Origin of the sequence: Agrobacterium sp. rho-8.1, assembly GCF_033957725.1 — a bacterium.
In the GTDB taxonomy this organism is placed as follows: domain Bacteria; phylum Pseudomonadota; class Alphaproteobacteria; order Rhizobiales; family Rhizobiaceae; genus Agrobacterium.
The window spans coordinates 766,509-788,510 of the sequence record NZ_CP192789.1; the positions used below are offsets into that span (position 1 = coordinate 766,509).

The window sequence follows — 22,002 nt, forward strand, 5'->3', positions numbered from 1 at the left end:
TCGGTGCATTCGAGAAGACATTTTCTGGCGCTCTCGCTTGTCTCGTTGATGGGAATGCGAAGCAATGCGTTTGCCTCCGCCAATCCTTCCCGCATCGTTGCGATAGACTGGGCAGCGGCTGAATCCTTACTGGCGCTGGGCGTTACACCCGCGGCCGTTTCGGATACGGGATATTTCCGCCAGAGAATGCCGCTGCCGCTGCCGGACAATGTTCTCGATATCGGTCCCTTCTGGGAGGTCAACCGCGAGCTTCTTGCCGAAATAGCGCCGGATCTGATCCTGATAAACAGTTCCAGTCTCATCATGACCCCTGATATCGCCCGCGTTGGCCGGATAGAAACCGTTCCGGAGAAAGTTGCTTCGGGAGACCGCTACGATCTCTCCATCGAAATCCTGCGCCATGCCGGAAAAGCCGCTGGGCTGGAGTCGTCCCGTATGGATGCCGTTGCGGCGCAAGGGCTGGAGCATTTTGATACCCTGCGTGCGCGATTACCGACCCGGTCCCGGCGCGTGTGCGTCCTGCTGCCAGACCAGACGGGTCGAGGCGTCGTTGTATACGGAAAAGGCAGCCTGCCGGATGCTGTCCTGCGGAGGCTCGGACTTGAGAACGCTTGGCAGGGAACCGTCAATGCAGCAGGTGTCTTCCAGACGGGTTTTGATGCGCTGTTTGATATGGAAGAAGCCATTTTCGTTCTGATCGATATCCCGGCCCTCAGGCAACAGACAACCAGAGGCCTGGAGAAAAGCGCCCTGTGGCAGGCGCTTCCCGCTGTCAACCAAGGCCGAACGCATTGGATTGGGCAGTTCTATCCATTTGGCGGGTGTATTTCTGCCTTGCAACTCGCAGAGTCCATGACGGCGGTGCTTGAGGGAGCGGGTTGATGAGGAGCATACCCTCAGCCAAGGCATCCAACAGCCTGCCACAAAAGGGAACTGTCGTTTTTCTGCTCATCGCTATTGCGGCATCGGCGCTTGCCCTGAGCGGACTTGGCCATTCCCTTCCACCTGCGCAGTGGTGGGCGCTTCTCAGTTCTGCCAAGATCTCAACGCCATCTGAAGCGCTGGTGTTTTATGGATTGCTGCCTCGTATCGTCGTGGCTCTTGTCGCAGGCTTTGCCCTCGGACTTGGTGGTGCCGTCTTTCAGCAGGTTCTTGGCAATCAACTGGCCGAACCGGGTCTCCTCGGCGTCTCGTCCGGTGCGGGTCTCGCTTTGGCTGCCAGCCTTCTGTATGCGCCGGCATTGTGGCGCTCCGGCCCCGAAGCCGTTGCGCTCGCAGGTGCCGGACTGGCGCTCATCGTGGTTCTCGGCGTCGCTTTCGGGCGGGGCATGGCCTCCAACACCCTCATCCTGGCAGGGGTCGTCGTCAATTTATATTGCGGCGCATTGTATTCGCTCCTCGTCTTGTTCAACCATGATTTCCTTACCGATCTTCTGCGTTGGCAAGCAGGGTCGTTGCAGCAGAGCGGCTGGCGCGGCCTCACCCTGTTGCTTCCACAGATCGCTGTCATCTCCGGCGCTATTTTCCTCATGCAGCGGCCGTTGACGCTGCTTTCGCTTGGGGATGGAACGGCGAAGACGCTCGGTGTGTCATCGACGATGATGACGATCCTTGCCCTGGCTTGCGCCTCCATGCTTGCGGCTTTCGTCACGGCAAATTTTGGGATCATTGGCTTTATCGGTCTTGCTGCTCCCGCGCTGGCAAAGACGCTCTGGCCCAACAACAATGCCAGACTTTTACGGTCTGCCGTGACAGGTGCCGTGCTGTTGCTGCTTGCGGATCAACTTGTGCGCATTATGTCGCAATATGCCGGCGATATTCCAGTCGGAGCCGCCGCTGGACTTTTGACCGGACCTTTGCTGGTTGCTCTTGCCCTGCGTAATAGCAAGCCCTCACTGCCGCATCATGACACGCCTGTGCCGTCATCCATCAAAATCCGGTCCACTGCAAAGTTGACGGGAACTCTGGCGGTCTTCCTCATCGCCTTGACGATCTTCGCGTTTTTTGTCGGGCAGTCACAAACGGGCTGGCAGATCGTCAGTCTGTCCGATATGGAGCCTGCCGTGAATTGGCGTCTGCCACGGGTTCTTGCCTCTGTTGGTGCAGGCGCATGTCTGGCAATCTCCGGGTTTATTCTTCAGCGCAGCTTGCGCAATCCTCTCGCCAGTCCTGATTTGCTGGGTATCGGCCATGGCGCCGGTCTTGGTTTGGCCTTTGCCATCATCCTGCTGCCTGCAGCCAGCATCTGGTCGAAATTCGCTGTGGCCTCCGTCGGTGCCGTCTTCGTACTGGGGGTCGTCGTGTTCCTGTCATGGCGAAACGCCTTCCATCCAGAGAGAACCCTGCTGATCGGCGTTGGTCTCGGCAGCACGATGAATTCGCTGCTGGTTCTTGTTCTCGCTGGCGGCGGTCCGAAAGCTGCCGCTCTGTTAAGCTGGTTTGCCGGGTCTACGGGCGGTGTTAGCCTTGATGTGGCACTGGCTGTATGCGTGGTCGCGATCCTTGCACTCATATCTGGCCTCCTGTGCCATCGTTGGCTGGAGCTGTCCTCTCTGGGTGATCCGACGGCTACCAGTCTCGGTGTGCCGATGAAGACATCCCGCGCCCTGGGGCTGGTGACGGCCTCAATTGCAACCGCTGCCGCCACCATCGTCATCGGCCCGCTGAGCTTCATCGGCCTCATGGTGCCACATCTTGCACGGATGATCGGATTTCGTCGTGTCGCAGATTCCCTCATTGGATGCGCTTTGCTCGGCGGCCTGCTGATGGTGTTTTCCGACTGGTTAGGACGCAATCTGATTTGGCCATGGCCAATGTCGCCTGGGCTACTGGCTGCATTCATAGGTGGACCACTGCTTCTCTGGCTCATTCAGCGAAACGAATGAAGATGAATCAACAGCATTTCAAGAGACAGGCTCATGTGAGATGAGTTTCGAATTGGCAGACGTCGGTGTGCGTGTGGGTGATAACACGCTGCTTGACACTCTCCGATCGGGCTGATCGGCCATAACGGTTCCAGGAAATCCACACTGCTGAAACTTCTGGCGCGTCAACTCAAACCAACCGCTGGCCGGTTGCTGTTTCAGGGAAGGCCCCTGACCTGAGGCCCTTATTTTCCTACAAATTTTGGTGGGGTCCGTTACTCTGAGGAGACGGACATCATGAAGCATTCACGGATAAGCAGATCATCGGAATGTTGAAAGAGCAGGAAAGCGGCCTGAGAACGGCGGATGTCTGCCGCAAGCACGGAATATCCGAAGCGTCCTTCTACAAATACAAGGCCAAGTTTGGCGGCATGGAGGTTTCCGATGTTCGCAAGCTGAAAGCTCTGGAAGACGAGAACGCCAAGCTGAAAAAGCTGCTGGCCGAAACCATGTTGGATAATGCCATTTTGAAGGATGTTGCTTCAAAAAATGGTGACGCCCGATGTGAAGCGGGACGCTGTGGCTCATGTCTGCAAACAGCATGGGATGAGCCAGCGTCGGGCGTGCGAGGTTTTGTCCATTGATCGGTCGAGTGTGCGATACCGCAGCGTTCGACCGGATGATGCCGATATCCGTGAGGCGATGAAGCTGGTGGCATCCGAACGTCGTGACGTGCTCTGATCCCCAAAAACTGGACCGTTCATAACTGGAGTTTTTCGCGCTAAATTCCCGGCTGGGGACAGGTGCGAAAGCGATGAAAGCACCGCATTTTTCGGATGCCCCGAAAGCGTTCATTTTGAAGCAGGGTGACGACGGCGTGCCGGTGGCAGAGATTTGCCGGAAGGCGGGGATTAGCCACGCGACGTATTTCAACTGACGCAAGAAATATGCGGGTCTGCTGCCCGACGAGATGCGTCGATTGAAGACTCTGGAGGACGAGAATAATCATTCGAAGTGGATCGTGGCTTACCTGACACTCGATCGCGAAATGCTTCAGGACGTTATCCGCCGAAAGCTCTAAGGCCTGCCCGGCAGCGCAAGTTGATCGATGGGATGCTGGTAGATTGGGGGATATCGATTTGACGGGCCTGCAAGGTCCTGACGTTTGACACCTCGAGCTATCACTACAAATCCAGAAGAACCCGGCAGGCCCCTCTCGAAAGACGGATTAACGAGGTATGCGAAACGCGTGTGCGGTACGGATATCGCCGCGTGCATGTCCACTTGCGCCGAGATGGCTGGAAGATCAACATGAAGAAGACACGTAGGATTTACAGCGAGTTAGGTCTTCAATTGCGTAATAAGTGCACCAAGCGTGGGGCGAAGGCAAAGCTTCGGGACGACCGACAGGTAGCCGTCGGTCCGAACGATGTATGGGCGATGGATTTCGTTCACGACCAGCTCGCTACGGGTAAGAAATTGGGCATCCTGACCGTTGTGGATACGCATTCTCGCTACTGCTCCGCCACCGACGCACGGTTCACCTATCGCGGTGAGGATGTGGTTCAGACGTTGGAGTGTATTTTGTAAAGGGACTGGCTATCCCAAGACGATCAGGGTTGATAACGGCCGCGGATTTATCTCCCGCGACCTTGGCCTTTGGGCTTATGCCAACAACGTCACCCTGGACTTCTCTCGGCCTGGCAAGCCGACCGACAATGGCTTCGTCGAGGCGTTCAACAGCAAGCTCAGGGCGGAATGCCTGAACGCGCATTGGTTCTTAACCCTTGCGGATTCCCGCGAAAAGTTGGAGACTTGGCGTCGATACTATAACGAGGAACGTCCTCACTCGGCAATCGGATATAACGTCCCGATTGCCATACATAATCCCGGTGGCGCAGCCAGCCAGCCATCGTGATCAGAGCCGGAAAACTCTAACATCCGGCGGTCCAATGTTGGGGCTCAGTGCAGAAAACCCCAGACTCTCCTGAAAACTGCAGGGAAGATGGGTCCTAGGTCAGCGAGGACTGGTCGATCAACGGCAACCCTTATCAGGTGATCTCCATCCATAAAGAAACGCCAGAACTGGGATGAAAATCCTTGTTTTGGCGTGGGAGATTCGTTGAATGCAGGCTGTAAGCTCAGCAATGGCCTGCGCGGACCGATGCGAGGTTTACGATGTCGGCATTTGAAAATTCCATGTCCATCTCGCTCTGCAAAGCGGACTGGAGCGCTTGTTTTGCCACGTCGATGTACCAGCTAGCCGATGGCGCACCCAACGTTTCCGCAACGCCTTCTGCGTAGGTCAGCATATTGATGAGGGTGAGAAAGTCTTCCTGGCGTTCATCGATCTCGGCGTCAGTTCTAGATAGTGTCATCGGAATCTCATCGTAAGTCGGTTGCGATGGATTCGTTTTATGTGAAGATCGAGCGTTAAGCGCGTTGCAAAACCGTTGCACACGCAGTGCTTGATTTTTAATGTTGCGATTGCACCTGATGCGAAAACTAAAGGTACATTTTCCGAAACAGTGAGGTTGCGTTGAATTGCCAATCGTCGGCTTCCACCGGCTGCAGATTTTGCTCCATCGCCTGAAGCAACTCGATGGCATCCCGCTTTTTCTGGTCCACCCAGCAAAGGTCTAAAACCGGTTTGAGGCTTTTGATGTCAATGCCAGCCAATTGGGAGATGGTCTTCCATGTTCGTCGCTTGAAGAAGAGAGTCTGCGCTGCAGAAGCGAGTTTTTCGCAACTTGGTTGGTTCAGCAATCCAAGATCGGATATTTTGGCGATCGTCGCCTGTGCATTGACCAGTGGAATACTCAAGGGTGGATATCCAAGTTCTGCAGGACCATAGATCAAAGCAACATCGGCGTCGTCCACGCGTATACCCGAAACATAGTCCTCGAATATTTTACCGATGCCGATCATGCCATAAGCGGCGCATTCCGCTGCCCGTAATGCGCCCATGCTGGCGGCGCCGAAGACTGAAATATTCTTGGATAAAGCAAACAGCAACTCTTTGTGCCAGACGGGTGCCGCCATTTCGAACTGCCCGTCGATCAATCCGATTCTGAGTGCTCCATCCGCAATCGCCTGCATGACATCGCCTTGGCAAGCGGGTGGACGTAGCTTGACGTCTGCGGCCGCGAACTCATGAGCATTCGGCAAGCTTGGTCCAACAAAAACAACGTTCATCATAAAGCCTTCGAAAGAGCACGACTGCCTAAGCGACGGTGTCGTTCTCCATCCGGATTTTCAAGCTGAGGTGCGATGACTTTCACGACACTGGCTGGCAGCCATTCAGGTGCAAGATCAACGGCGTAGAGTTCTTGAATATTGCAATTGTAAAGTTGCTTCAGAACCAGTTGAAGAGACAGCTCGGTGGATTTTGCACTCAGAATGGGGAGGTCGGTCAGCTTTTTGGATGGGCAAGTATCCAGCGCCGCGACTGTCATCAGGTCTACGTGCTGGGAAAAAACATCTGGCAGCAAGTCGTCTCTTGCACCGGCGATGAACGTCATCCGGGACTGGGCAGCCTCCGTAATGGCTCTTATTGCTGCAATGACGGGTGAAGTGGATGCACCAGCGCCGTGAGTGATGTCAACATGGCGGATAGAGCGTGTGTTTGTTCGGTTTTTGGGACCCATCAACGCTACAATGCACGGTATCTGTAAATCCGTCGTAATGTCGAACAGGACGATATCCAGACCCGCATGCGCGATTTTGTCCAGAGCGTTCCGCAGTGTTGGTTCTTCAATCGCATTCGTGTCGATGGATGACGTGTATCGCTTGGTTGCTGGCGTAACCTGCCACAGCGTCAGCGCGTCACGCTCCACCCTTTCCAGCAAACCGTGAAGCACGGCTTCGTCACGCGTATTGCCGGAGGCGAGGCCATCGGACGATTGCCAATATCGTGGCGATGTCACGGTTCGGTCGAGATGCACAGCATCGAAAGGTACCCATATCTCATGGCCCGTCAACAGATGCTGAGCGCGCGCCCAATTGATGTCTTCGCTTTGTGACACCGGCTTTGCGTGCGGCGAGAGCAGACTGTCGAGGGTGTTCGTGGAGTGTCCGGAAGCTTCCAACGTCTGCCGGCTCGTAACGAGCAACTGGCAAGCTGGATTTGTCGCCACCGATCGCTCGATTGCCTCCATCGCAGCCGATGTTTTCGCAGCGTCGTCATCCATACCCTTACCTTGGGCGATAACGATTGCTTTTGCATTCGGGGCAAATGCGCACCAGACGGGAATACCGATATCATCGAGATCCGTCTGCCGGCCCAATCTGGTGATACCGAGCCGACGAAGAAAAGGCGAAACCCTTTCAAGAGTTTCGCCTGCAGAACATGCGCGATAATTATCGAGCTGCAAGATCAGCCATTGCCCTCGTGAACGCCGCCTGCTCCCAGTGTCTCTGCCGAAGCGGCGATTGCGAAATTGACGCCTTTGGTTATCGCAACACCTGATCCGCGCAGGGATGCTGCCTTCGCCAGTTCGCCAGTCAAAGGTTCTTTCACGGCCGTGATCGTACCCGATTGAAGATCGACGAGCCAAAGACCCTCTTCACCCTCTATCCCCAGAATAACTGCCTGTGCCATGGTATCCCCTGCCTAAAATCCAGCCCGCTTGAGGCCTTCGCGATACATTTCGGTCTGCCACTGCTCCCTGTGGGGAATGACATCCAGCCAACGTTCCAAGTCAAAGCTTGGATTGTCTTCAAATGTCCTTGCGCGAAATACGCGAGCTTTGTCAAGTTCTCCCAGCATCCCACAGCTTGCAGCTGCTAATCGAGCTGCAGGACGTTTATTATGCATTTGGTTGATGTAATGGAGCGCCTTTTTGTAGTCCTCTAGAAAATAGCTCGCACCCGCCGCCGTCCAATAATACATATCCGGCGGAATGGGATTGAGAGAGATAGCGCGCTCGATCTTAATCATTGCGTTGACTGGATCGCCGCCATGAATGAGGCTGTCTGCATGACTGCATAGCACATCGGCATATTGAGGGCTGAGACTCTCGGCTTGGGAAAGCGCTGCAAGGCTTTCATCAAATCTGGACATGAAAAGATGACTGACACCGAGTTCCTTGAAACCGCCAGCAAATCCAGCATTTTCATTGATGGCGCGATCTGCAAAAGTCTGAGCTTTATTTAGAAGTTCGGCATCACCACGAGCGGTCAATATCCATTCCATAGTGAGTGTGCGGGACATGCCCGCAAGCACTTCCGGTAAATCATTCCCGTGGCCAAGCGCTTCAGTGAAATATTTGCGCGCGCGTCGGATTGAAGGCAGGCTGACACTGGAGAGGGTTTGTAAGCCCTTGAGGTACAGGAAATAGGCCTCGGGCCTGCGCGAAAAATCACCGGCCGCTCCCTGATGCAAACCTATTCTGGACATCAATTCGCGCTGGATTGCCAGCGAGATCGTTTCTCGATGCGATACGATCGAAAAGGGAGATAATTCGAAACGGTCTGCCCAGATGATTTCCTCAGTCGGTGTAAAAATCAGCTGGAAGAACAGGTGGTTGTCGTTTCGCCTGCTGTCGAGTGCATAAACGACATTGTGCTTCTCGAGCACAGCGGCCTTGTCTTTCGATGCCTGTATACGCTCTGACGTGTAGGGTGCGACAACCGAAACCAGATGGCTGCTGCAAAGCCCAATCGTCAAATCTTCTATCAATGCGTTTGCAATCGATCCATCCCGGCTCGCCTCTTTAGACGTATGAGGTGGAAGGAGAGCGATACGGGGCTGCACAGGGTGGTTTGCAGCACTTTGTTCCTTAACCGCCGATAGACGTGGCGTGGCCGCTATTGTCTGTGTACCAAGCCCCGACGACAGTTGCTGTCTGACGTCGTGATCCTGGGGGTTCGCTTCAAGCAGAAGGACTGCGGCGCGTTTCAGGTCTGCATGGGCCGGGGACCGCAACGCTGGAGAGCCGGAAATGTCCATGAACAGCGATCGAAGTGTACTCAAAAGCCGCAATCGAACATCCCTGACCCACATGTCGAGCGCTGTCTTTCCTTCGCCAACAAACGGGAGAAATTGCATGGCGACCGCACCACAGGCCGCGTTAAGGCGCTCCTGCGGCTCGGATATTGTCATGAAGTCAAGGTCGCAGGCCAGCATTTTCCAGTTCAGGGACAGGGCGTTGGTGTCGGCAATGATCAAAGGGGCAGGGGCATTCGTCGTCGCGAGTGCAAAGCGCCGCAAAGTCGAACGCAGATTTGTCAGGGCCGCCTCGCCGTTGCCGGGCCATAGAAGATTGGCGACATCACGTCGTGCAACCGGTCTGCCAATATCAAAGAGATAGGCACAGATGAGCAAAGCCTGGGTGGACACGTTGAGGACGTTTCCGCTCTCATCTTCCAGATTGCAACGGCCCAATGTGGCCAATCGAAAAACCATGTCAGTCAGTTCACTGGGGTTACGAAGATTTCTGTGGTTTTCGGAGCGTCTGTCTCGGCATTGCCGCCCAATGACTGGACGAGTTCAAGAACGCGACGGCGAACGCGAACGTCCTCGATGGCAGAAAACGCCTTTGCAAGCGATATGCCCTCTTTCGAATTCAGGAACTGGTTCAGTGCACTCGGCAAAGCCACTGTTCTGTCGTTCCCTGCGTCAGGAACGCCTTCAAAGAAATAGGAAATGTGAACATCCAGCAGCTCCGAAATATGCTGTAAGCGGCTGGCACCGACCCTATTTGTGCCCTTCTCATACTTTTGGACCTGCTGGAATGTGATTCCGAGCCCGTCGCCCAGTTTTTCCTGGCTGAGGCCCAGCATGACGCGACGCAGGCGAATACGAGAGCCCACATGTATATCGATTGAGTTGGGTGACTTTTTCATGATGATGCGAAACTCCGGACCGTAAACCTTTACGTAATGATTGCCGGAATCTTTGGCTGTTCGCAATCGGTGATTGGTGTGATTCATTGGCGTGTGTGTTTCGAACACGCCAATGAATCGTATTTTCACCAAGATTCCGAAAAAAACCTGGGTCAAAGCGTTGAATATCGAAAAAGAGGACCCGCGTTTGCAGACCTCTTCCGTCTGCGGGTTTTGGCTGGCGGCATTGGTTTGAGTGTACTCATGAGTGCGCCTTAAGGCAGCAACATGATTATACCGACAAGCACTTTTAGGCACAGATCACCTAATGCCCAGGATACCCAACGCGGTGCTTCGTTCGCGAAAATGCCAAGGATTGGTGCCGTGTCAATCGGCATGGAATGTTAGGTCTGACGCGATTTCGATGACATCAGGGGGCTCCGACGATACGCGCATCGAGCAGATCGAGCTTTCCGCGTCTATATATTTGCCGCTTGATAAGTTTGAGCTTGGTGATTTGACCTTCTGTCTGGCCGTTCGACCACTGTGAGGTTATCGCATTTTGGATTGCCGCCCTGTCGCGCACGACCCCGTTGGCGAATGATGCGAACAAGCTTCTTTCTGCGCGATCGATCCAAGCTTCCAGATCATCTTTAGATTTCCGGCGCAGCATATTGTGAAAGCACTCAACGACATCCCTGGCCTCGCCAAGGTCCGGTGGTAATCCCCCCATTCTTAACGGGGCTCCGCAGTAGAACTCACGCGGCCATTTTTAGTTTCTGTGCAGGCGTTATGCCGCCGATGCCCATATTGGGCCGTTCGTTGTTGTAGGTCCATAGCCACTGCGTGGCGAATTCCTGCGCCTCCTCGATGCTTTCAATGATGTACTGGTCAAGCCATTCATGTCGGACGGTGCGGTTGTAGCGCTCGACATAGGCGTTCTGTTGCGGCTTTCCGGGCTGGATGTGGCTCAACGCAATTCCTTGCGTTTCGGCCCATTCCATCAGTTTGCCACTGACATACTCAGGCCCGTTATCCACACGAATGGCGAACGGTTTACCGCGCCATTCGATGATCCGGTTCAGGCTGCGGATGACGCGTTCAGCAGGCAGCGAAAAGTCCACCTCGATACCCAGCCCCTCCCGGTTGAAGTCGTCCAGGACATTCAACAGTCGGAATTGCCGACCGTCCTCCAAACGATCCGCCATAAAATCCATGGACCAGACCAGGTTCGGAGCTTCCGGCACGGTCAACGCATCGGGCTTGTCCCGCTTCAAACGCTTGCGTGGCTTGATCCTGAGGTTCAACTCCAGCTCGCGGTAGATGCGGTAGACACGCTTGTGGTTCCAGCGATGTCCTCGGACATTCCGTAGGTATAGAAAGCACAGGCCAAAGCCCCAAGTCTTCTTTGCCCGCGTCAGCCCGATCAGGAGATCGGCGATCTGCTCGTTCTCGTCGTTCAGCTTGGCGCTGTAGCGATAGCAGGTCTCGCTGACCTGGAAGGTGCGGCAGGCAAGCGCAATGCTCACCCCGCGTAATGCCACTGCTTTCCCGGCCATCTCTCGGCGTTGAGATGGCCGCGTCATTTTTTTCCCAAAGCCTCTTTGAGCAGTTCCGCTTGCATGCTCATCTCCGCATACATCTTCTTCAGCCGACGGTTCTCATCCTCCAGAGCTTTCATCTGGCTGATCATCGATGCGTCCATGCCCCCATACTTGGCCCGCCATTTGTAAAATGAGGCAGTGCTCATCCCGTGCTCCCGGCATAGCTCGGGAACTGGAACACCACCTTCTGCCTGGCGCAGGATGGCCAATATCTGCGGTTCGCTAAATCTGCTCGTCTTCATCAAAAATCTCCTCGATCATAAAGCCCGAGAAAATTCTACTTTTGAAGCCCGTTAATTTGCGGGGGGATTACCATTGCGATAAAACTTAGTAGCAGCTCCATGGCCCGCAACGCCGATAGTAGTGGTTGTGATCGTTCAAACTGGCCCCGAGGACAGCACCGCCGACGAGACCAATAGCAGCTCCGGCGACAGCCGTGTTTTCTGCTTGCTGAGCCTGCTGACGATTGCTTTGGTATGTTGCGCCCACACAACGATCATAACGCTTCGTGCCTGCTTTCAGGCCTTGTGCTTTGCATGTCATCTGCGCGCTACTAGCGGATTCCTGCGCTGTCTGGCATCCAGACAATCCAACGATCATAACAAGGGAACACACCCCGACTGTCACTGTTCTTAACATCTATTCCCTCTCAAAAACGTGCTTGTTTCTCTCCTTTCGGCGAAATCAAAACCGAAGAAAGATTAGACTTCCTTCGCACGAAGGTTGAGGATCGCCCAGTAGCACAAATGTGCTAATCAGCGGGTGAGGTTAACAAAAACCACAACTTTTCCGGCGTGCAACCGGTTCACGCCTTACTCCCACCCCAAGAGCTGGCGCCTTGGGTTGGAGGTTTTGGGACGGCATGGTTGCTAAATTGCAAATGCGGAAAAGTGCATGGTGCCTGACTTGCCGCTGAAAAAAACGATGCGAAGATGGTTACGGACAGCACATTATCCCTCCGACACGGCAGAATGGTTTCCGGACCCCCGCTAGCCCCGCAAAAACTTATCCAGCGAGTGGTATCCAAGCTTTGGCCAACGACTATGTGTTTCGTTCAATGCGTGACGCTTCAGACCAACGTACCAGCATCTGTTTGATTTAAAAAATAATATACGTTTGACCGTCGACTTTGCTATCAACAATGGATGGCAGCGAGGTCGCATCTCTAGACTAACGTATTTTTCGCCCGCTAAAAAATTATCCTTTAGTTGATTCTAATTTAATTTTTTCGTGCATAGGTTTTTATTACAGATGCGAACAAATAGTACAAACGTGCTAGTGTTATCGACACCACGCACTGCTATAGGTCCCGCCTAAAGACCTGAGAGGCGAATTGTGTGAACGCAGAAACAATCGTCGTCGTCGATGATCATCCAGTCTTTAGAGACGGCATGACGTCACTGATCCGACGAAAACTCCCTGAAGTGGTCGTTGTGAACAACGAGACGCTGGAAGAGGCTCTCAACTTCGCCAGAGAGCGTAAAGAGCCGCCGTCGATGTTTCTGTTGGATCTCTTTTTCTCAAAGCACAGTATCCTGGACACGCTACCTGCGCTGAGACAAGAGTTCGCTCGGTCCTCGATCGTTGTCGTGACAATGGCGGACGATCCAGCGACGATCAACGCAGCGATGGCGTGTGGCATCAACGGCTTCATTAACAAGGCCATTTCCCCTCAGGCTATGTTTAAGGGGCTCGAGGCAGTGCGAGCTGGCGATCTTGTCGTATTGCTCCCACACAACACGCCTGCGCAATCATTGAACCGGACCACATTAAGCGAAAGACAGTTTATCGTCCTGCAATTAATAGCCCAAGGCAAGACGAATAAAGAAATTGCTCTGGAACTTGGTATTTCCCCTTTCACAGTCCGAATACACGTTTCGGCTTTGTTCAGAGCCCTTGGCGTGACCTCACGTGCCGCAGCAGTCACGCAAGGGGTTGCGGACGGGCTGCTAAAGACGCGGCCTCTTTAGGCATCTTTTTGTCAGACACCAAGACGGGGCTTACGAACCTAACTGCGGTCTCTGAACTCCACTAAGGCAGCCATGATGATTGAGCGAAGTTCTGCTGGGCGCACGGGCTTTGACAGAATTGGAATACTATCATCTGACAATTCTTCTCGCACGCGAATGGCATCATGGCCGCTCATCACCACCGCTGGCAACGACCAACCTACCATTGTTCTTACCGCGACAATGCAGTCGCTGCCCGTTCTACCCTCACCAAGGTCGAAGTCCGTAATCACCAGGTCCCAGGAACCAGGCTGGACCGGAATGTTGATTTCTTCCTGTACCTCACAGCCCCACTTCCGCAATAGGCTTGCTGTCGCCCGCAAAACAGCTTCGTCATCTTCGACAAGAAGAACATGCAACCCAGTCATAATACCGATGTTGCGCGGCGACTGTTTGATCGGAGTTGGTGCTGAAAGCTGCTTTGAAGACACTTTCAAACCTGCCAGAGTGACGCAGGTACCACGCCCTGGAACAGAACGAAGCCGTACGTGCATATTCATAAGATGTGCCAAGCGTCTCACGATCGGCAAACCAAGACCCACACCATCCACATCCCGGTCTCCACGTGCCCGAACCTGATAGAATTCCTCGAAAACCCTTTGTTGATGCTCCTCCGATATGCCAGGGCCCTGGTCATAGACCTGCACAGCCAAGGTGCCCTGTTCGCGTCGACAACCGATTGTGATGGACCGGCCCGGCGCATATTTGATCGCATTGTTCACAATGTTCTGCAGCATCGTCGTCAGCAATGCACGATCCGTCATAACAACGGCATTGCAGCTTATGACACTGAGTTTGCAGTCGTTGAGTTGCGCTGCTTCGTTGTTTTGCTGCAGCACATCATCAAGAATCTGCGCAATCGCGATCGCCTCATATGTCGGAACGACCTTGCCGCTGTCGAGAGTAGAGACGTCAAGCAACGACTTGAACAAGCGAGATACGCTCTGCAAAGAACGATCTATATTGTCCACCATTTGTAATTCGCTTGCCTGCAAGTTGGCATCGCGAAGACACGCCGTGAAAAGACTTATGGCATGAACCGGCTGGCGAAGATCATGGCTTGCCTGGGCGAGAAAACGCGACTTTGAAATGTTTGCTTCCTGCGCTGCCTGATAGGCGCGGTGCACCCGATCCAGCAAGACGTATATATAGGCTGGCACCAGAACAGCAGTCGCCGTCAGCGTCACGACGATGTATGGATTCTGTCGCATATAGGGATTGAAAATCGTAGCGACAGCTATCGATAGAAGAGCCACGACTGTTGAGGCAACAAGGTACCGAGGACCGAAACGCAACCCATTACCGACCGCAACCCAAAGCAAAAGCGCGAATATCGGCAGCATTGTAGCGCCGCCTACGGACATTGCGTAAGTCAGTGCAGGCATGTCACAAAAAATGGCGATCGTGCGCCGCCAAGGACGATTGCTCGGGCGGGTTTTCATCCACCACAACACGAAACAGGAAAACGGGAGATAGACTAAAAACAGAATTGTTATTCCAGTCGGTGGAGCGATCCGCAATCCGCTATAAGTGGTTGGTGCAATATAAAAAGCTGCCAAGGCAGAAATGATGACCCTGACGACGGCCTGTTTAACCTCTTCGCTATCGTCTTCGCGGGTTCGCAACAGACCGATTGCTTGACCTGTACCAGTGAGAAAATTCTGCAGATACGCTTTTCGTGCCATATTGCTCTCTCTAATTTCCACCCGATATTCCGTGACATAATCCCGGAAAGCTTTTCTGTCAGCGGCCCATTTCGGCGAAAATTCAAAATTGACGGATGTTATCAGGTGTCTTTTGGGAGGAGGCTGTGAAAGCGGTTCACGGAAAACGTCTGTGAGATTTACAAGACGCTACGCCGTCATGATGGTCTAAGCTGTCGAGCGATAGCTGGTGCCCTGTGTCAGCGTGGTCAATTGGATCGTGAAATTCTGGCCGAATGAACAAAAACAAGCACGTTTAAGCCCTCCCATGCATAGAACCGCTTCTCGCCATGGGGTCGTTGCGATGCGCGTCCATGAACGACTTTGCCGTATCCACGTCGTATAACTCTGCAATCGTCGCCTCAATCTTCGATTTGACCTCGCTCAAAGACTCAAGCTTGCCAAGCTTTCGCGTGTTGATCTGGACAAGCTTGCGTTCGGGAGGCTTGCCCGCATCCAACACGAACACCGAGAGCCCGTTATCATGGTAACGCTTGAAGCGAACCCGCAGCCGCTTCGGTCGCGTCCTGTCGACGTCATCGTTGATTATCTGGATGCGAGCCTTGATCCCGTCCTCTGTGAGATGCGTTTCCGGCATCACGTCGCTACCGGGATGAGATCATCGGCAAAATGCTCTGCCGCCACGTCTGCCGCGTGTTGGGAATGGGCCAGATGCGTGACGGGGAGTCCGGCAAGCCATTTGCGCCGCTGGGCGATGGCCATGGATTTGGCCGCCTGCTTTCCCGCCTTGCCGACTGCCGCATCTGGATGGACAAGAGGTCGGTCGATATCGTTGAAACGCTATTTTCCGAGCATGGCATTCCAGCACCGGATACGTCGGTGATCATCAAACCTCCGCCCGCACAAGAGTAGGGCGTGCAATTCAACGAAGACGATTATCTCATCTTTTCAGACGTTTCGAGGAAGATGGACTATTCCGATTGAAGACTCTGGAGGACGAGAATAATCATTCGAAGTGGATCGTGGCTTACCTGACACTCGATCGCGAAATGCTTCAGGACGTTATCCGCCGAAAGCTCTAAGGCCTGCCCGGCAGCGCAAGTTGATCGATGGGATGCTGGTAGATTGGGGGATATCGATTTGACGGGCCTGCAAGGTCCTGACGTTTGACACCTCGAGCTATCACTACAAATCCAGAAGAACCCGGCAGGCCCCTCTCGAAAGACGGATTAACGAGGTATGCGAAACGCGTGTGCGGTACGGATATCGCCGCGTGCATGTCCACTTGCGCCGTGATGGATGAACGATCAACATGAAGAAGACACGTAGGATTTAGAGCGAGTTAGGTCTTCAATTGCGTAATAAGCGCACCACGCGTCGGGTGAAGGCAAAGCTTCGGGACGACCGACAGGTAGCCGTCGGTCCGAACGATGTATGGGCGATGGATTTCGTTCACGACCAGCTGGCGACGGGTAAGAAATTGCGCATCCTGACCACTGTGGATACGCATTCTCGCTACTGCCCCGCCACCGACGCACGGTTCACCTATCGCGGTGAGGATGTGGTTCAGACGTTGGAGTGTATTTGTAAAGGGACTGACTATCCCAAGACGATCAGGGTTGATAACGGCCGCGGATTTATCTCCCGCGACCTTGGCCTTTGGGCTTATGCCAACAACGTCACCATGGACTTCTCTCGGCCTGGCAAGCCGACCGACAATGGCTTCGTCGAGGCGTTCAACAGCAAGCTCAGGGCGGAATTCCTGAACGCGCATTGGTTCTTAATCCTTGCGGATTCCCGCGAAAAGTTGGAGACTTGGCGTCGATACTACAACGAGGAACGTCCTCACTCGGCAATCGGATATAACGTCCCGATTGCCATACATAATCCCGGTGGCGCAGCCAGCCAGCCATCGTAATCATAGCCGGAAAACTCAACATCCGGCGGTTCAATGCTGGGGCTCAGTGGACAGAGTAACGGACCCTACCAAAATTTGCAGGAAAATAAGGGCCTGAGGTCACTTCCTAGATGCCGAGTAAGAGTGAAATGTCTCATCAGAGACATGGTTCATGGAAAAACTGAACCCATTCTTTTGCGTCTCTCGGTTTAGTATGATCGAGTAGTACATCCGAATAAATGTAAAATGCTTTAAGATTATCAATACGGAGGCTGCAGGAAAAATTAATCCGGGGGCCTTGGTAGATTTTGGTAGGTCGGGATCTGGTCGGATTGTTTTCAATCATACCGAGACAGCCTACGAATTCTCTAACAAAATTGTCGGTGACGGTTCGATTGTCAGTCTTGCGGGTGAGACGATTCTAACCGGAGACCTCACCGGTTATGGATCGTTTGATTCCTACGCAGGACGGGTTATTGTCGATGGCAACAGCAGACTTGTCATCAAGGGTGATCTTGGGACAAGCTATCATTGATGACGACGATTCGGTATTCAAGGACCCAAGCTATTTTTCAGTGCGTGACGGCACATTGGTGATCGGTGGCGAAACGGGACAAGTCATCACGGGGCACTGTAACGTTAACCGGTCGGCGATTGGCGTTTGCGATCTTTCGGCATGACCCAAGCCGTTCGTGATCCCCTTTATCGCCGCCATCGGTTTTCAGCTGAAGTGATTGGTCATGCCGTCTGGCTTTATCTTCGTTTCCCGCTCAGCTTGCGGATGGTCGAAGACTTACTGGCGGCGCGCGGGATTATTGTCTCGCACCAGACAGTCCGTCTTTGGGCCGAAAAATTCGGGAGCCACTTTGCCAATGAAATCCGGCGGCGTTCAGCCGGAAAGCTCGGCGACACGTGGCACCTCGATGAAGTCGTCATCTCTATTGGCTGCAAGAAACACTGGCTGTGGCGGGCTGTCGATCAGGATGGCTTCGTTCTCGACGTGCTGGTGCAGAGCCGCCGCAATACCAAGGCCGCCAAACGTTTGATGCGAAAGCTCTTGAAGGACAGGGCCATTCGCCGCGCGTCATGATCACTGACAAACTGCGGTCCTACGGCGCTGCCAAGCAAGACATCATGCCCGGCGTCGATCATCGTTCACACAAAGGGCTTAATAACCGGGCGGAGAATTCCCATCAACCGACACGACGGCGAGAGTGGATCATGAAGGGCTTTAAGTCAGACCGACATCTCCAGCGTTTCGTCTCCATTCATGACCCGGTCGCCAATCTCTTCCATATTCCACGCCACGATGTCCCGTCCCACCATCACCGCGAACTGAGAGCCGCGGCCGAGACCTTTGACACGAGTCCTTTAACTTTACGATGCCTCCGGGCCGGCCTTTACTGAGTGGCGATCGATGATAGAAAAAGCATCATCCCCAACCCAAGCGCCGTCTTGCGTCCGCGGCCAAATCGAGGCTGCCTCGGCATGAAGGGCTTGATCAGGCAGCACTCAGGGATCGGTCAGATCGCTTGCGTAGCGCATGCGGCTTCTGTCATGGTAGCGCCGGGTAAAGCGTGTCCAGACCACTCCATCTTTCCGTATTTGTCGCAAAATACAAAGAATCTGATTGCCGCCCTTCCCTCAACCCCTTGCTCGCAAGAGCCCTTCTTGAAAAGACACTGAGGAATGACTTTCCATGCTTGAAAAAGCGGTCATCATCATCACCGGCTGTTCGTCTGGAATTGGCGCGCACTGCGCCATCGCGCTTCAACAAGATGGTTGGCGTATCTTTGCAACGGTGCGGCGGGACGAAGATGTCCCGGCACTGGAACAGCAAGGGATCGAAACGCTGTTGATGGACTACACCAAGCCGGACACGATCGCCGCTTTGGTGGATGCGGTTGCCGCCAGAACCGGCGGCCGGATCGATGCCCTGTTCAACAATGGCGCGTATGGTCAACCCGGCGCCGTCGAAGATCTGTCGGTTGATGTGCTGCGCCAGCAATTCGAAACCAATGTGTTTGGCTGGCACGATCTCACCTGCCGGGTCATTCCGTTCATGCGCAGGCGTGGGCGTGGGCGTATCGTTCACTGCTCGTCCATTCTCGGTCTCGTGCCCTACCGGTACCGTGGTGCCTATACGGCATCTAAATTCGCGCTCGAGGGTTTGGGGATCACCTTGCGTATGGAACTACAGGGCAGCGGCATTCATGTCAGCCTGATCGAGCCCGGCCCCATTGCCTCGAAATTTACGGCAACCGCTCTGGCTCACATCAAAGGCAATATCGACCTCAAAAACTCCCCACACGCGCAGGATTACAAGCGACAACTTGCAAGGCTGGAGGGCAGCGGACCGGCGACCAAGCACAAGCTGGGTCCGGATGCCGTCTATAAGGAACTCAAGCACGCTTTAACGGCGCCACGCCCGAAACCGCACTACCTCGTCACCACACCCGCCAAGCAGGCCGTGATTTTAAAGCGGCTTTTACCTGCCGGATTGTTTTACCGTTTGATGCGCAAGTTCGACTAGCGCACACACGATCCGATCAGCTACAACGCACACAAAGATACACAGCATTCTCGGGAGGGTAGAGCATGTCCAGTTTCGCAACGGTTCTTGCGGTCATCGTGATGGGTCTGGTGGTGCTCGTGCTGATACGCGGGCTGTTCAACATGCTCAAAGGCACGGATGCCAATAAATCCAATAAGCTGATGCAGTTGCGTCTTCTTTTGCAGGCCATTGCGATCATCCTCATTATGTTTGTGCTGTGGCTGACGGGCGGCGGACGATAGGAGTTTTAGAGGGATACAATGGTCAAGCTGAACAAGATTTATACTCGCACGGGCGACGACGGCACGACCGCGCTCGTTTCTGGGCCAAGACGCGTGAAACACGATCTGCGCGTTGAAAGTTACGGGACGGTTGATGAAACCAACTCCGCCATCGGCATCGCGCGCCTCAACACATCAGGTCTGCCAGAACTGGATGCCATGCTGTTTCGTGCCCAAAACGATCTGTTCGATCTGGGCGCTGATCTCGCAACGCCGTACACAGGCGAAGTTTTGTCCTACGAACCCTTGAGGATCGTGGATGCCCAGGTGACGCGCCTGGAAAACGAAATCGACGCGCTGAACGCGGATCTCTCACCCCTGAAATCATTTGTTCTTCCCGGCGGCACACCCGCTGCTGCCTATCTGCACCTTGCCCGCACCATATCGCGGCGTGCGGAGCGCCAGATGGTTGAGCTGTCCAAGATGGAGGACGAGATCGTCAGTACTGCAGCGTTAAAATATATCAATCGGCTCTCAGACTTCCTGTTCGTGGCGGCACGGTTTGCAAACGACGCGACGAATTCTGATGCGCCTGACATCTTGTGGGTTCCAGGCCAGAACCGCTAATCCGCAGCAGAGGCGTTTTCGCATGTTCATTCCACTGCACGATGCGAATTCGCTCAAGCACATCAAACTGCAATATGTCACCGTGTCGCTTATCGCGGTCAACATTCTCGTCTGGTTGCTGGTGGGCGTCCTTTTCAGCAACGAGGCCGGGAACGCCGCCATTCTCGGTCTCGGTTTCATTCCCGCTGTCGTATTCGATTATGCCCAGCTCGATCCAGCACTTCAGTCCATCCCTGATCAGATGACGGTCTTCAGCTACGCCTTCATGCATCTGGGTTTTTGGCATCTCGCCTCTAACATGCTGTTTCTCTGGGTTTTCGGTGACAATGTCGAAGATGCCTTCGGCCATTTGCGCTTTTTGCTGTTCTACCTTGCTTGTGCGGCGGCGGGCGCGCTGTTTCACGGATTTGTGGCTCCGTCTTCGCAAGGTCCGCTGATCGGCGCGTCGGGTGCGGTCTCCGGTGTTGTGGCGGCGTATCTTCTATTGCACCCGAAAGTCCGCGTGTGGATCCTGGTCTTCATGCGTATTCCCATTCCCCTGCCGGCCTTCATCCCGCTGGCATTATGGATTGGACAGCAATTCTTCATGTTCCTTTTCGGTATGCAGGATCGTGTATCGTGGGGTGCGCATGTGGGCGGTATCATTGCAGGCGTTGTTCTGGTGCTGGTTCTCAGAAGGCCCGGCGTCCCGCTGTTCGATCGCACCATCGTCACGCCCCGTGCGGTCCACTTTAAAAATCAAGGGCCGCAGGCTGCCGTGTCGCAAACGGAACGACCTTTCGGTAGCGTCAGGTGAAGATTGGAGCAAGGATTGATATTTACGTTCACGTTAACGTAAGATATCCCCGAGACGCATGAGATCATGAGCATTGCTCCGTTGAATTTGCGGGAAAAATGCGTATCCATGTCGCAACTTTATTATCAGGAGGACCGTACAGCGTTTTGCTCTAGGGTCAGGAGTTGAAGGAAGGTTATCGATGAAAATCCTTGTGCCAGTGAAGCGTGTGGTGGACTACAACGTCAAGATCCGCGTCAAGGCGGACGGTTCAGGCGTCGAGCTTGCCAACGTCAAAATGTCGATGAACCCGTTCGACGAAATTTCCGTCGAGGAAGCCCTTCGTCTAAAGGAAGCGGGCAAGGCCGAAGAGGTTGTCGTCGTCTCCATCGGGCCCGCCAAGGCGGAAGAAACACTGCGCACGGCATTGGCCATGGGTGCCGATCGCGCTATCCTGATCGAAACAGATGAAGCCGTCGAGCCTCTGGCTGTCGCAAAGCTTCTCAAGGGTGTCGTTGAAGCGGAAGCTCCGGGCCTGGTGATCGTTGGCAAACAGGCTATCGATGACGACAGCAACCAGACCGGCCAGATGCTGGCAGCACTTCTTGGCTGGGGCCAGGGCACGTTCGCTTCCAAGGTCGAACCTTCGGATGGTAAGGTCGCCGTGACCCGCGAAGTCGATGGTGGTTTGCAGACGGTGGAACTGAAGCTTCCCGCAGTCGTCACCACCGACCTGCGTCTCAACGAACCCCGCTACGCATCCTTGCCCAACATCATGAAGGCCAAGAAAAAGCCACTCGATAAGAAGACGCCTGCCGATTTCGGTGTCGATACCGCGCCTCGCCTCAAAGTCTTGAAGACCGAGGAACCCGCAGGTCGCAAGGCAGGTATCAAGGTCGGCTCCGTTGCCGAACTCGTATCGAAGCTCAAAGCTGACGGCGTCATCTAAGAAACGCGAAAGG

At 54.2% G+C, this 22,002-nt stretch carries 18 protein-coding genes and 8 pseudogenes; 15 read left to right on the top strand and 11 right to left on the bottom strand.

What is annotated here, in order from left to right; all coding sequences use genetic code 11:
- Positions 1-3 precede the first annotated feature (3 nt).
- The 5 genes and pseudogenes from RMR21_RS18400 (at position 4) to RMR21_RS18420 (ending at position 4,782) form a co-directional block, all read left to right on the top strand.
- On the top strand, positions 4-882 hold the full coding sequence (locus RMR21_RS18400) for an ABC transporter substrate-binding protein (RefSeq protein WP_498670898.1): 879 nt from the start codon (positions 4-6) through the stop codon (positions 880-882).
- Entirely contained in the window at positions 882-2,885 is a 2,004-nt protein-coding gene (fhuB, locus tag RMR21_RS18405; protein WP_498670899.1) for a Fe(3+)-hydroxamate ABC transporter permease FhuB, read from the top strand. Before RMR21_RS18400 ends, fhuB begins: the two co-directional genes overlap by 1 nt.
- Positions 2,886-2,990: 105 nt before the next feature.
- Positions 2,991-3,098: pseudogene (locus RMR21_RS18410) on the top strand (ATP-binding cassette domain-containing protein); the annotation flags it as partial.
- Between the two features lie 95 nt (positions 3,099-3,193).
- Positions 3,194-3,593: pseudogene (locus RMR21_RS18415) on the top strand (transposase); the annotation flags it as partial.
- Positions 3,594-3,678: 85 nt separating this feature from the next.
- Positions 3,679-4,782: pseudogene (locus RMR21_RS18420) on the top strand (IS3 family transposase).
- Positions 4,783-5,005: 223 nt separating this feature from the next.
- On the opposite strand, the gene RMR21_RS18425 reads toward RMR21_RS18420, so the two are convergent.
- From RMR21_RS18425 to RMR21_RS18465, 9 genes and pseudogenes are all read right to left on the bottom strand, one after another.
- The gene (locus RMR21_RS18425) at positions 5,006-5,242 is read right to left on the bottom strand and encodes a hypothetical protein (protein WP_498670900.1); all 237 of its coding nucleotides are present in this window, start codon (positions 5,240-5,242) and stop codon (positions 5,006-5,008) included.
- Between the two features lie 127 nt (positions 5,243-5,369).
- Positions 5,370-6,062, bottom strand: coding sequence for a TfuA-like protein (locus tag RMR21_RS18430; RefSeq protein ID WP_498670901.1), 693 nt, complete (start codon positions 6,060-6,062; stop codon positions 5,370-5,372).
- Positions 6,059-7,237 carry a YcaO-like family protein gene (locus RMR21_RS18435; RefSeq protein ID WP_498670902.1) on the bottom strand — a complete coding sequence of 393 codons (1,179 nt, stop codon included), beginning with the start codon at positions 7,235-7,237 and terminating at the stop codon, positions 6,059-6,061. The genes RMR21_RS18430 and RMR21_RS18435 overlap by 4 nt, the downstream gene beginning before the upstream one ends.
- A 2-nt stretch (positions 7,238-7,239) precedes the next feature.
- Positions 7,240-7,464 (bottom strand): hypothetical protein, encoded by a 225-nt coding sequence (locus RMR21_RS18440; RefSeq protein WP_498670903.1) that lies wholly within the window; start codon positions 7,462-7,464, stop codon positions 7,240-7,242.
- A gap of 12 nt (positions 7,465-7,476) precedes the next feature.
- On the bottom strand, positions 7,477-9,258 hold the full coding sequence (locus tag RMR21_RS18445) for a hypothetical protein (protein WP_498670904.1): 1,782 nt from the start codon (positions 9,256-9,258) through the stop codon (positions 7,477-7,479).
- A gap of 17 nt (positions 9,259-9,275) precedes the next feature.
- Positions 9,276-9,710 (bottom strand): helix-turn-helix domain-containing protein, encoded by a 435-nt coding sequence (locus RMR21_RS18450; protein WP_498671801.1) that lies wholly within the window; start codon positions 9,708-9,710, stop codon positions 9,276-9,278.
- 254 nt (positions 9,711-9,964) lie between these two features.
- Positions 9,965-10,081: pseudogene (locus tag RMR21_RS18455) on the bottom strand (VUT family protein); the annotation flags it as partial.
- Positions 10,082-10,119: 38 nt separating this feature from the next.
- Positions 10,120-10,401: pseudogene (locus RMR21_RS18460) on the bottom strand (transposase); the annotation flags it as partial.
- Positions 10,402-10,447: 46 nt separating this feature from the next.
- A protein-coding gene (locus RMR21_RS18465; RefSeq protein ID WP_498668958.1) for an IS3 family transposase occupies positions 10,448-11,535 on the bottom strand; the annotation gives its coding sequence in 2 pieces (ribosomal slippage) (positions 10,448-11,286 and positions 11,286-11,535; 1,089 coding nt in all).
- Positions 11,536-12,630: 1,095 nt separating this feature from the next.
- Between RMR21_RS18465 and RMR21_RS18470 the strand changes: the two genes are divergently transcribed.
- The gene (locus RMR21_RS18470; RefSeq protein ID WP_498670905.1) at positions 12,631-13,263 is read left to right on the top strand and encodes a LuxR C-terminal-related transcriptional regulator; all 633 of its coding nucleotides are present in this window, start codon (positions 12,631-12,633) and stop codon (positions 13,261-13,263) included.
- A 38-nt stretch (positions 13,264-13,301) separates the two neighbouring features.
- On the opposite strand, the gene RMR21_RS18475 is transcribed toward RMR21_RS18470, so the two are convergent.
- Both RMR21_RS18475 and RMR21_RS18480 read right to left on the bottom strand, forming a co-directional pair.
- Entirely contained in the window at positions 13,302-14,987 is a 1,686-nt protein-coding gene (locus RMR21_RS18475) for an ATP-binding response regulator (protein ID WP_498670906.1), read from the bottom strand.
- A gap of 274 nt (positions 14,988-15,261) precedes the next feature.
- On the bottom strand, positions 15,262-15,603 hold the full coding sequence (locus RMR21_RS18480; RefSeq protein WP_498670907.1) for a hypothetical protein: 342 nt from the start codon (positions 15,601-15,603) through the stop codon (positions 15,262-15,264).
- Between the two features lie 137 nt (positions 15,604-15,740).
- On the opposite strand from RMR21_RS18480, the pseudogene RMR21_RS18485 reads away from it, so the two are divergent.
- The 9 genes and pseudogenes from RMR21_RS18485 to RMR21_RS18525 form a co-directional block, all read left to right on the top strand.
- A pseudogene (locus RMR21_RS18485) lies at positions 15,741-15,964 on the top strand (contractile injection system protein, VgrG/Pvc8 family); the annotation flags it as partial.
- A pseudogene (locus RMR21_RS18490) lies at positions 15,944-16,884 on the top strand (IS3 family transposase); the annotation flags it as partial. The pseudogenes RMR21_RS18485 and RMR21_RS18490, both read left to right, overlap by 21 nt.
- Positions 16,885-17,306: 422 nt before the next feature.
- Positions 17,307-17,543, top strand: a complete 237-nt coding sequence (locus RMR21_RS18495; RefSeq protein ID WP_498670908.1) for a hypothetical protein — start codon at positions 17,307-17,309, stop codon at positions 17,541-17,543.
- Positions 17,540-18,096: pseudogene (locus RMR21_RS18500) on the top strand (IS6 family transposase); the annotation flags it as partial. The gene RMR21_RS18495 and the pseudogene RMR21_RS18500, both read left to right, overlap by 4 nt.
- A gap of 466 nt (positions 18,097-18,562) precedes the next feature.
- Entirely contained in the window at positions 18,563-19,396 is an 834-nt protein-coding gene (locus RMR21_RS18505) for an SDR family oxidoreductase (RefSeq protein ID WP_498670909.1), read from the top strand.
- 65 nt (positions 19,397-19,461) lie between these two features.
- Positions 19,462-19,659 (top strand): twin transmembrane helix small protein, encoded by a 198-nt coding sequence (locus tag RMR21_RS18510; RefSeq protein WP_042619921.1) that lies wholly within the window; start codon positions 19,462-19,464, stop codon positions 19,657-19,659.
- Positions 19,660-19,677: 18 nt separating this feature from the next.
- Positions 19,678-20,265, top strand: coding sequence for a cob(I)yrinic acid a,c-diamide adenosyltransferase (locus tag RMR21_RS18515; RefSeq protein WP_498670910.1), 588 nt, complete (start codon positions 19,678-19,680; stop codon positions 20,263-20,265).
- A gap of 22 nt (positions 20,266-20,287) precedes the next feature.
- Positions 20,288-21,061 (top strand): rhomboid family intramembrane serine protease, encoded by a 774-nt coding sequence (locus tag RMR21_RS18520; RefSeq protein ID WP_498670911.1) that lies wholly within the window; start codon positions 20,288-20,290, stop codon positions 21,059-21,061.
- 181 nt (positions 21,062-21,242) lie between these two features.
- On the top strand, positions 21,243-21,989 hold the full coding sequence (locus tag RMR21_RS18525) for an electron transfer flavoprotein subunit beta/FixA family protein (RefSeq protein ID WP_498670912.1): 747 nt from the start codon (positions 21,243-21,245) through the stop codon (positions 21,987-21,989).
- Positions 21,990-22,002 lie beyond the last annotated feature (13 nt).

Excerpts from the sequence above, each read along its gene's own strand:
- RMR21_RS18475 (WP_498670906.1), bottom strand. The coding sequence starts at position 14,987 with ATGGCACGAAAAGCGTATCTGCAGAATTTTCTCACTGGTACAGGTCAA.
- fhuB (WP_498670899.1), top strand. The coding sequence starts at position 882 with ATGAGGAGCATACCCTCAGCCAAGGCATCCAACAGCCTGCCACAAAAG.
- RMR21_RS18480 (WP_498670907.1), bottom strand. The coding sequence starts at position 15,603 with ATGCCGGAAACGCATCTCACAGAGGACGGGATCAAGGCTCGCATCCAG.
- RMR21_RS18515 (WP_498670910.1), top strand. The coding sequence starts at position 19,678 with ATGGTCAAGCTGAACAAGATTTATACTCGCACGGGCGACGACGGCACG.
- RMR21_RS18505 (WP_498670909.1), top strand. The coding sequence starts at position 18,563 with ATGCTTGAAAAAGCGGTCATCATCATCACCGGCTGTTCGTCTGGAATT.
- RMR21_RS18425 (WP_498670900.1), bottom strand. The coding sequence starts at position 5,242 with ATGACACTATCTAGAACTGACGCCGAGATCGATGAACGCCAGGAAGAC.
- RMR21_RS18450 (WP_498671801.1), bottom strand. The coding sequence starts at position 9,710 with ATGAAAAAGTCACCCAACTCAATCGATATACATGTGGGCTCTCGTATT.
- RMR21_RS18495 (WP_498670908.1), top strand. The coding sequence starts at position 17,307 with ATGGATCGTTTGATTCCTACGCAGGACGGGTTATTGTCGATGGCAACA.
- RMR21_RS18510 (WP_042619921.1), top strand. The coding sequence starts at position 19,462 with ATGTCCAGTTTCGCAACGGTTCTTGCGGTCATCGTGATGGGTCTGGTG.
- RMR21_RS18440 (WP_498670903.1), bottom strand. The coding sequence starts at position 7,464 with ATGGCACAGGCAGTTATTCTGGGGATAGAGGGTGAAGAGGGTCTTTGG.
- RMR21_RS18520 (WP_498670911.1), top strand. The coding sequence starts at position 20,288 with ATGTTCATTCCACTGCACGATGCGAATTCGCTCAAGCACATCAAACTG.
- RMR21_RS18525 (WP_498670912.1), top strand. The coding sequence starts at position 21,243 with ATGAAAATCCTTGTGCCAGTGAAGCGTGTGGTGGACTACAACGTCAAG.
- RMR21_RS18430 (WP_498670901.1), bottom strand. The coding sequence starts at position 6,062 with ATGATGAACGTTGTTTTTGTTGGACCAAGCTTGCCGAATGCTCATGAG.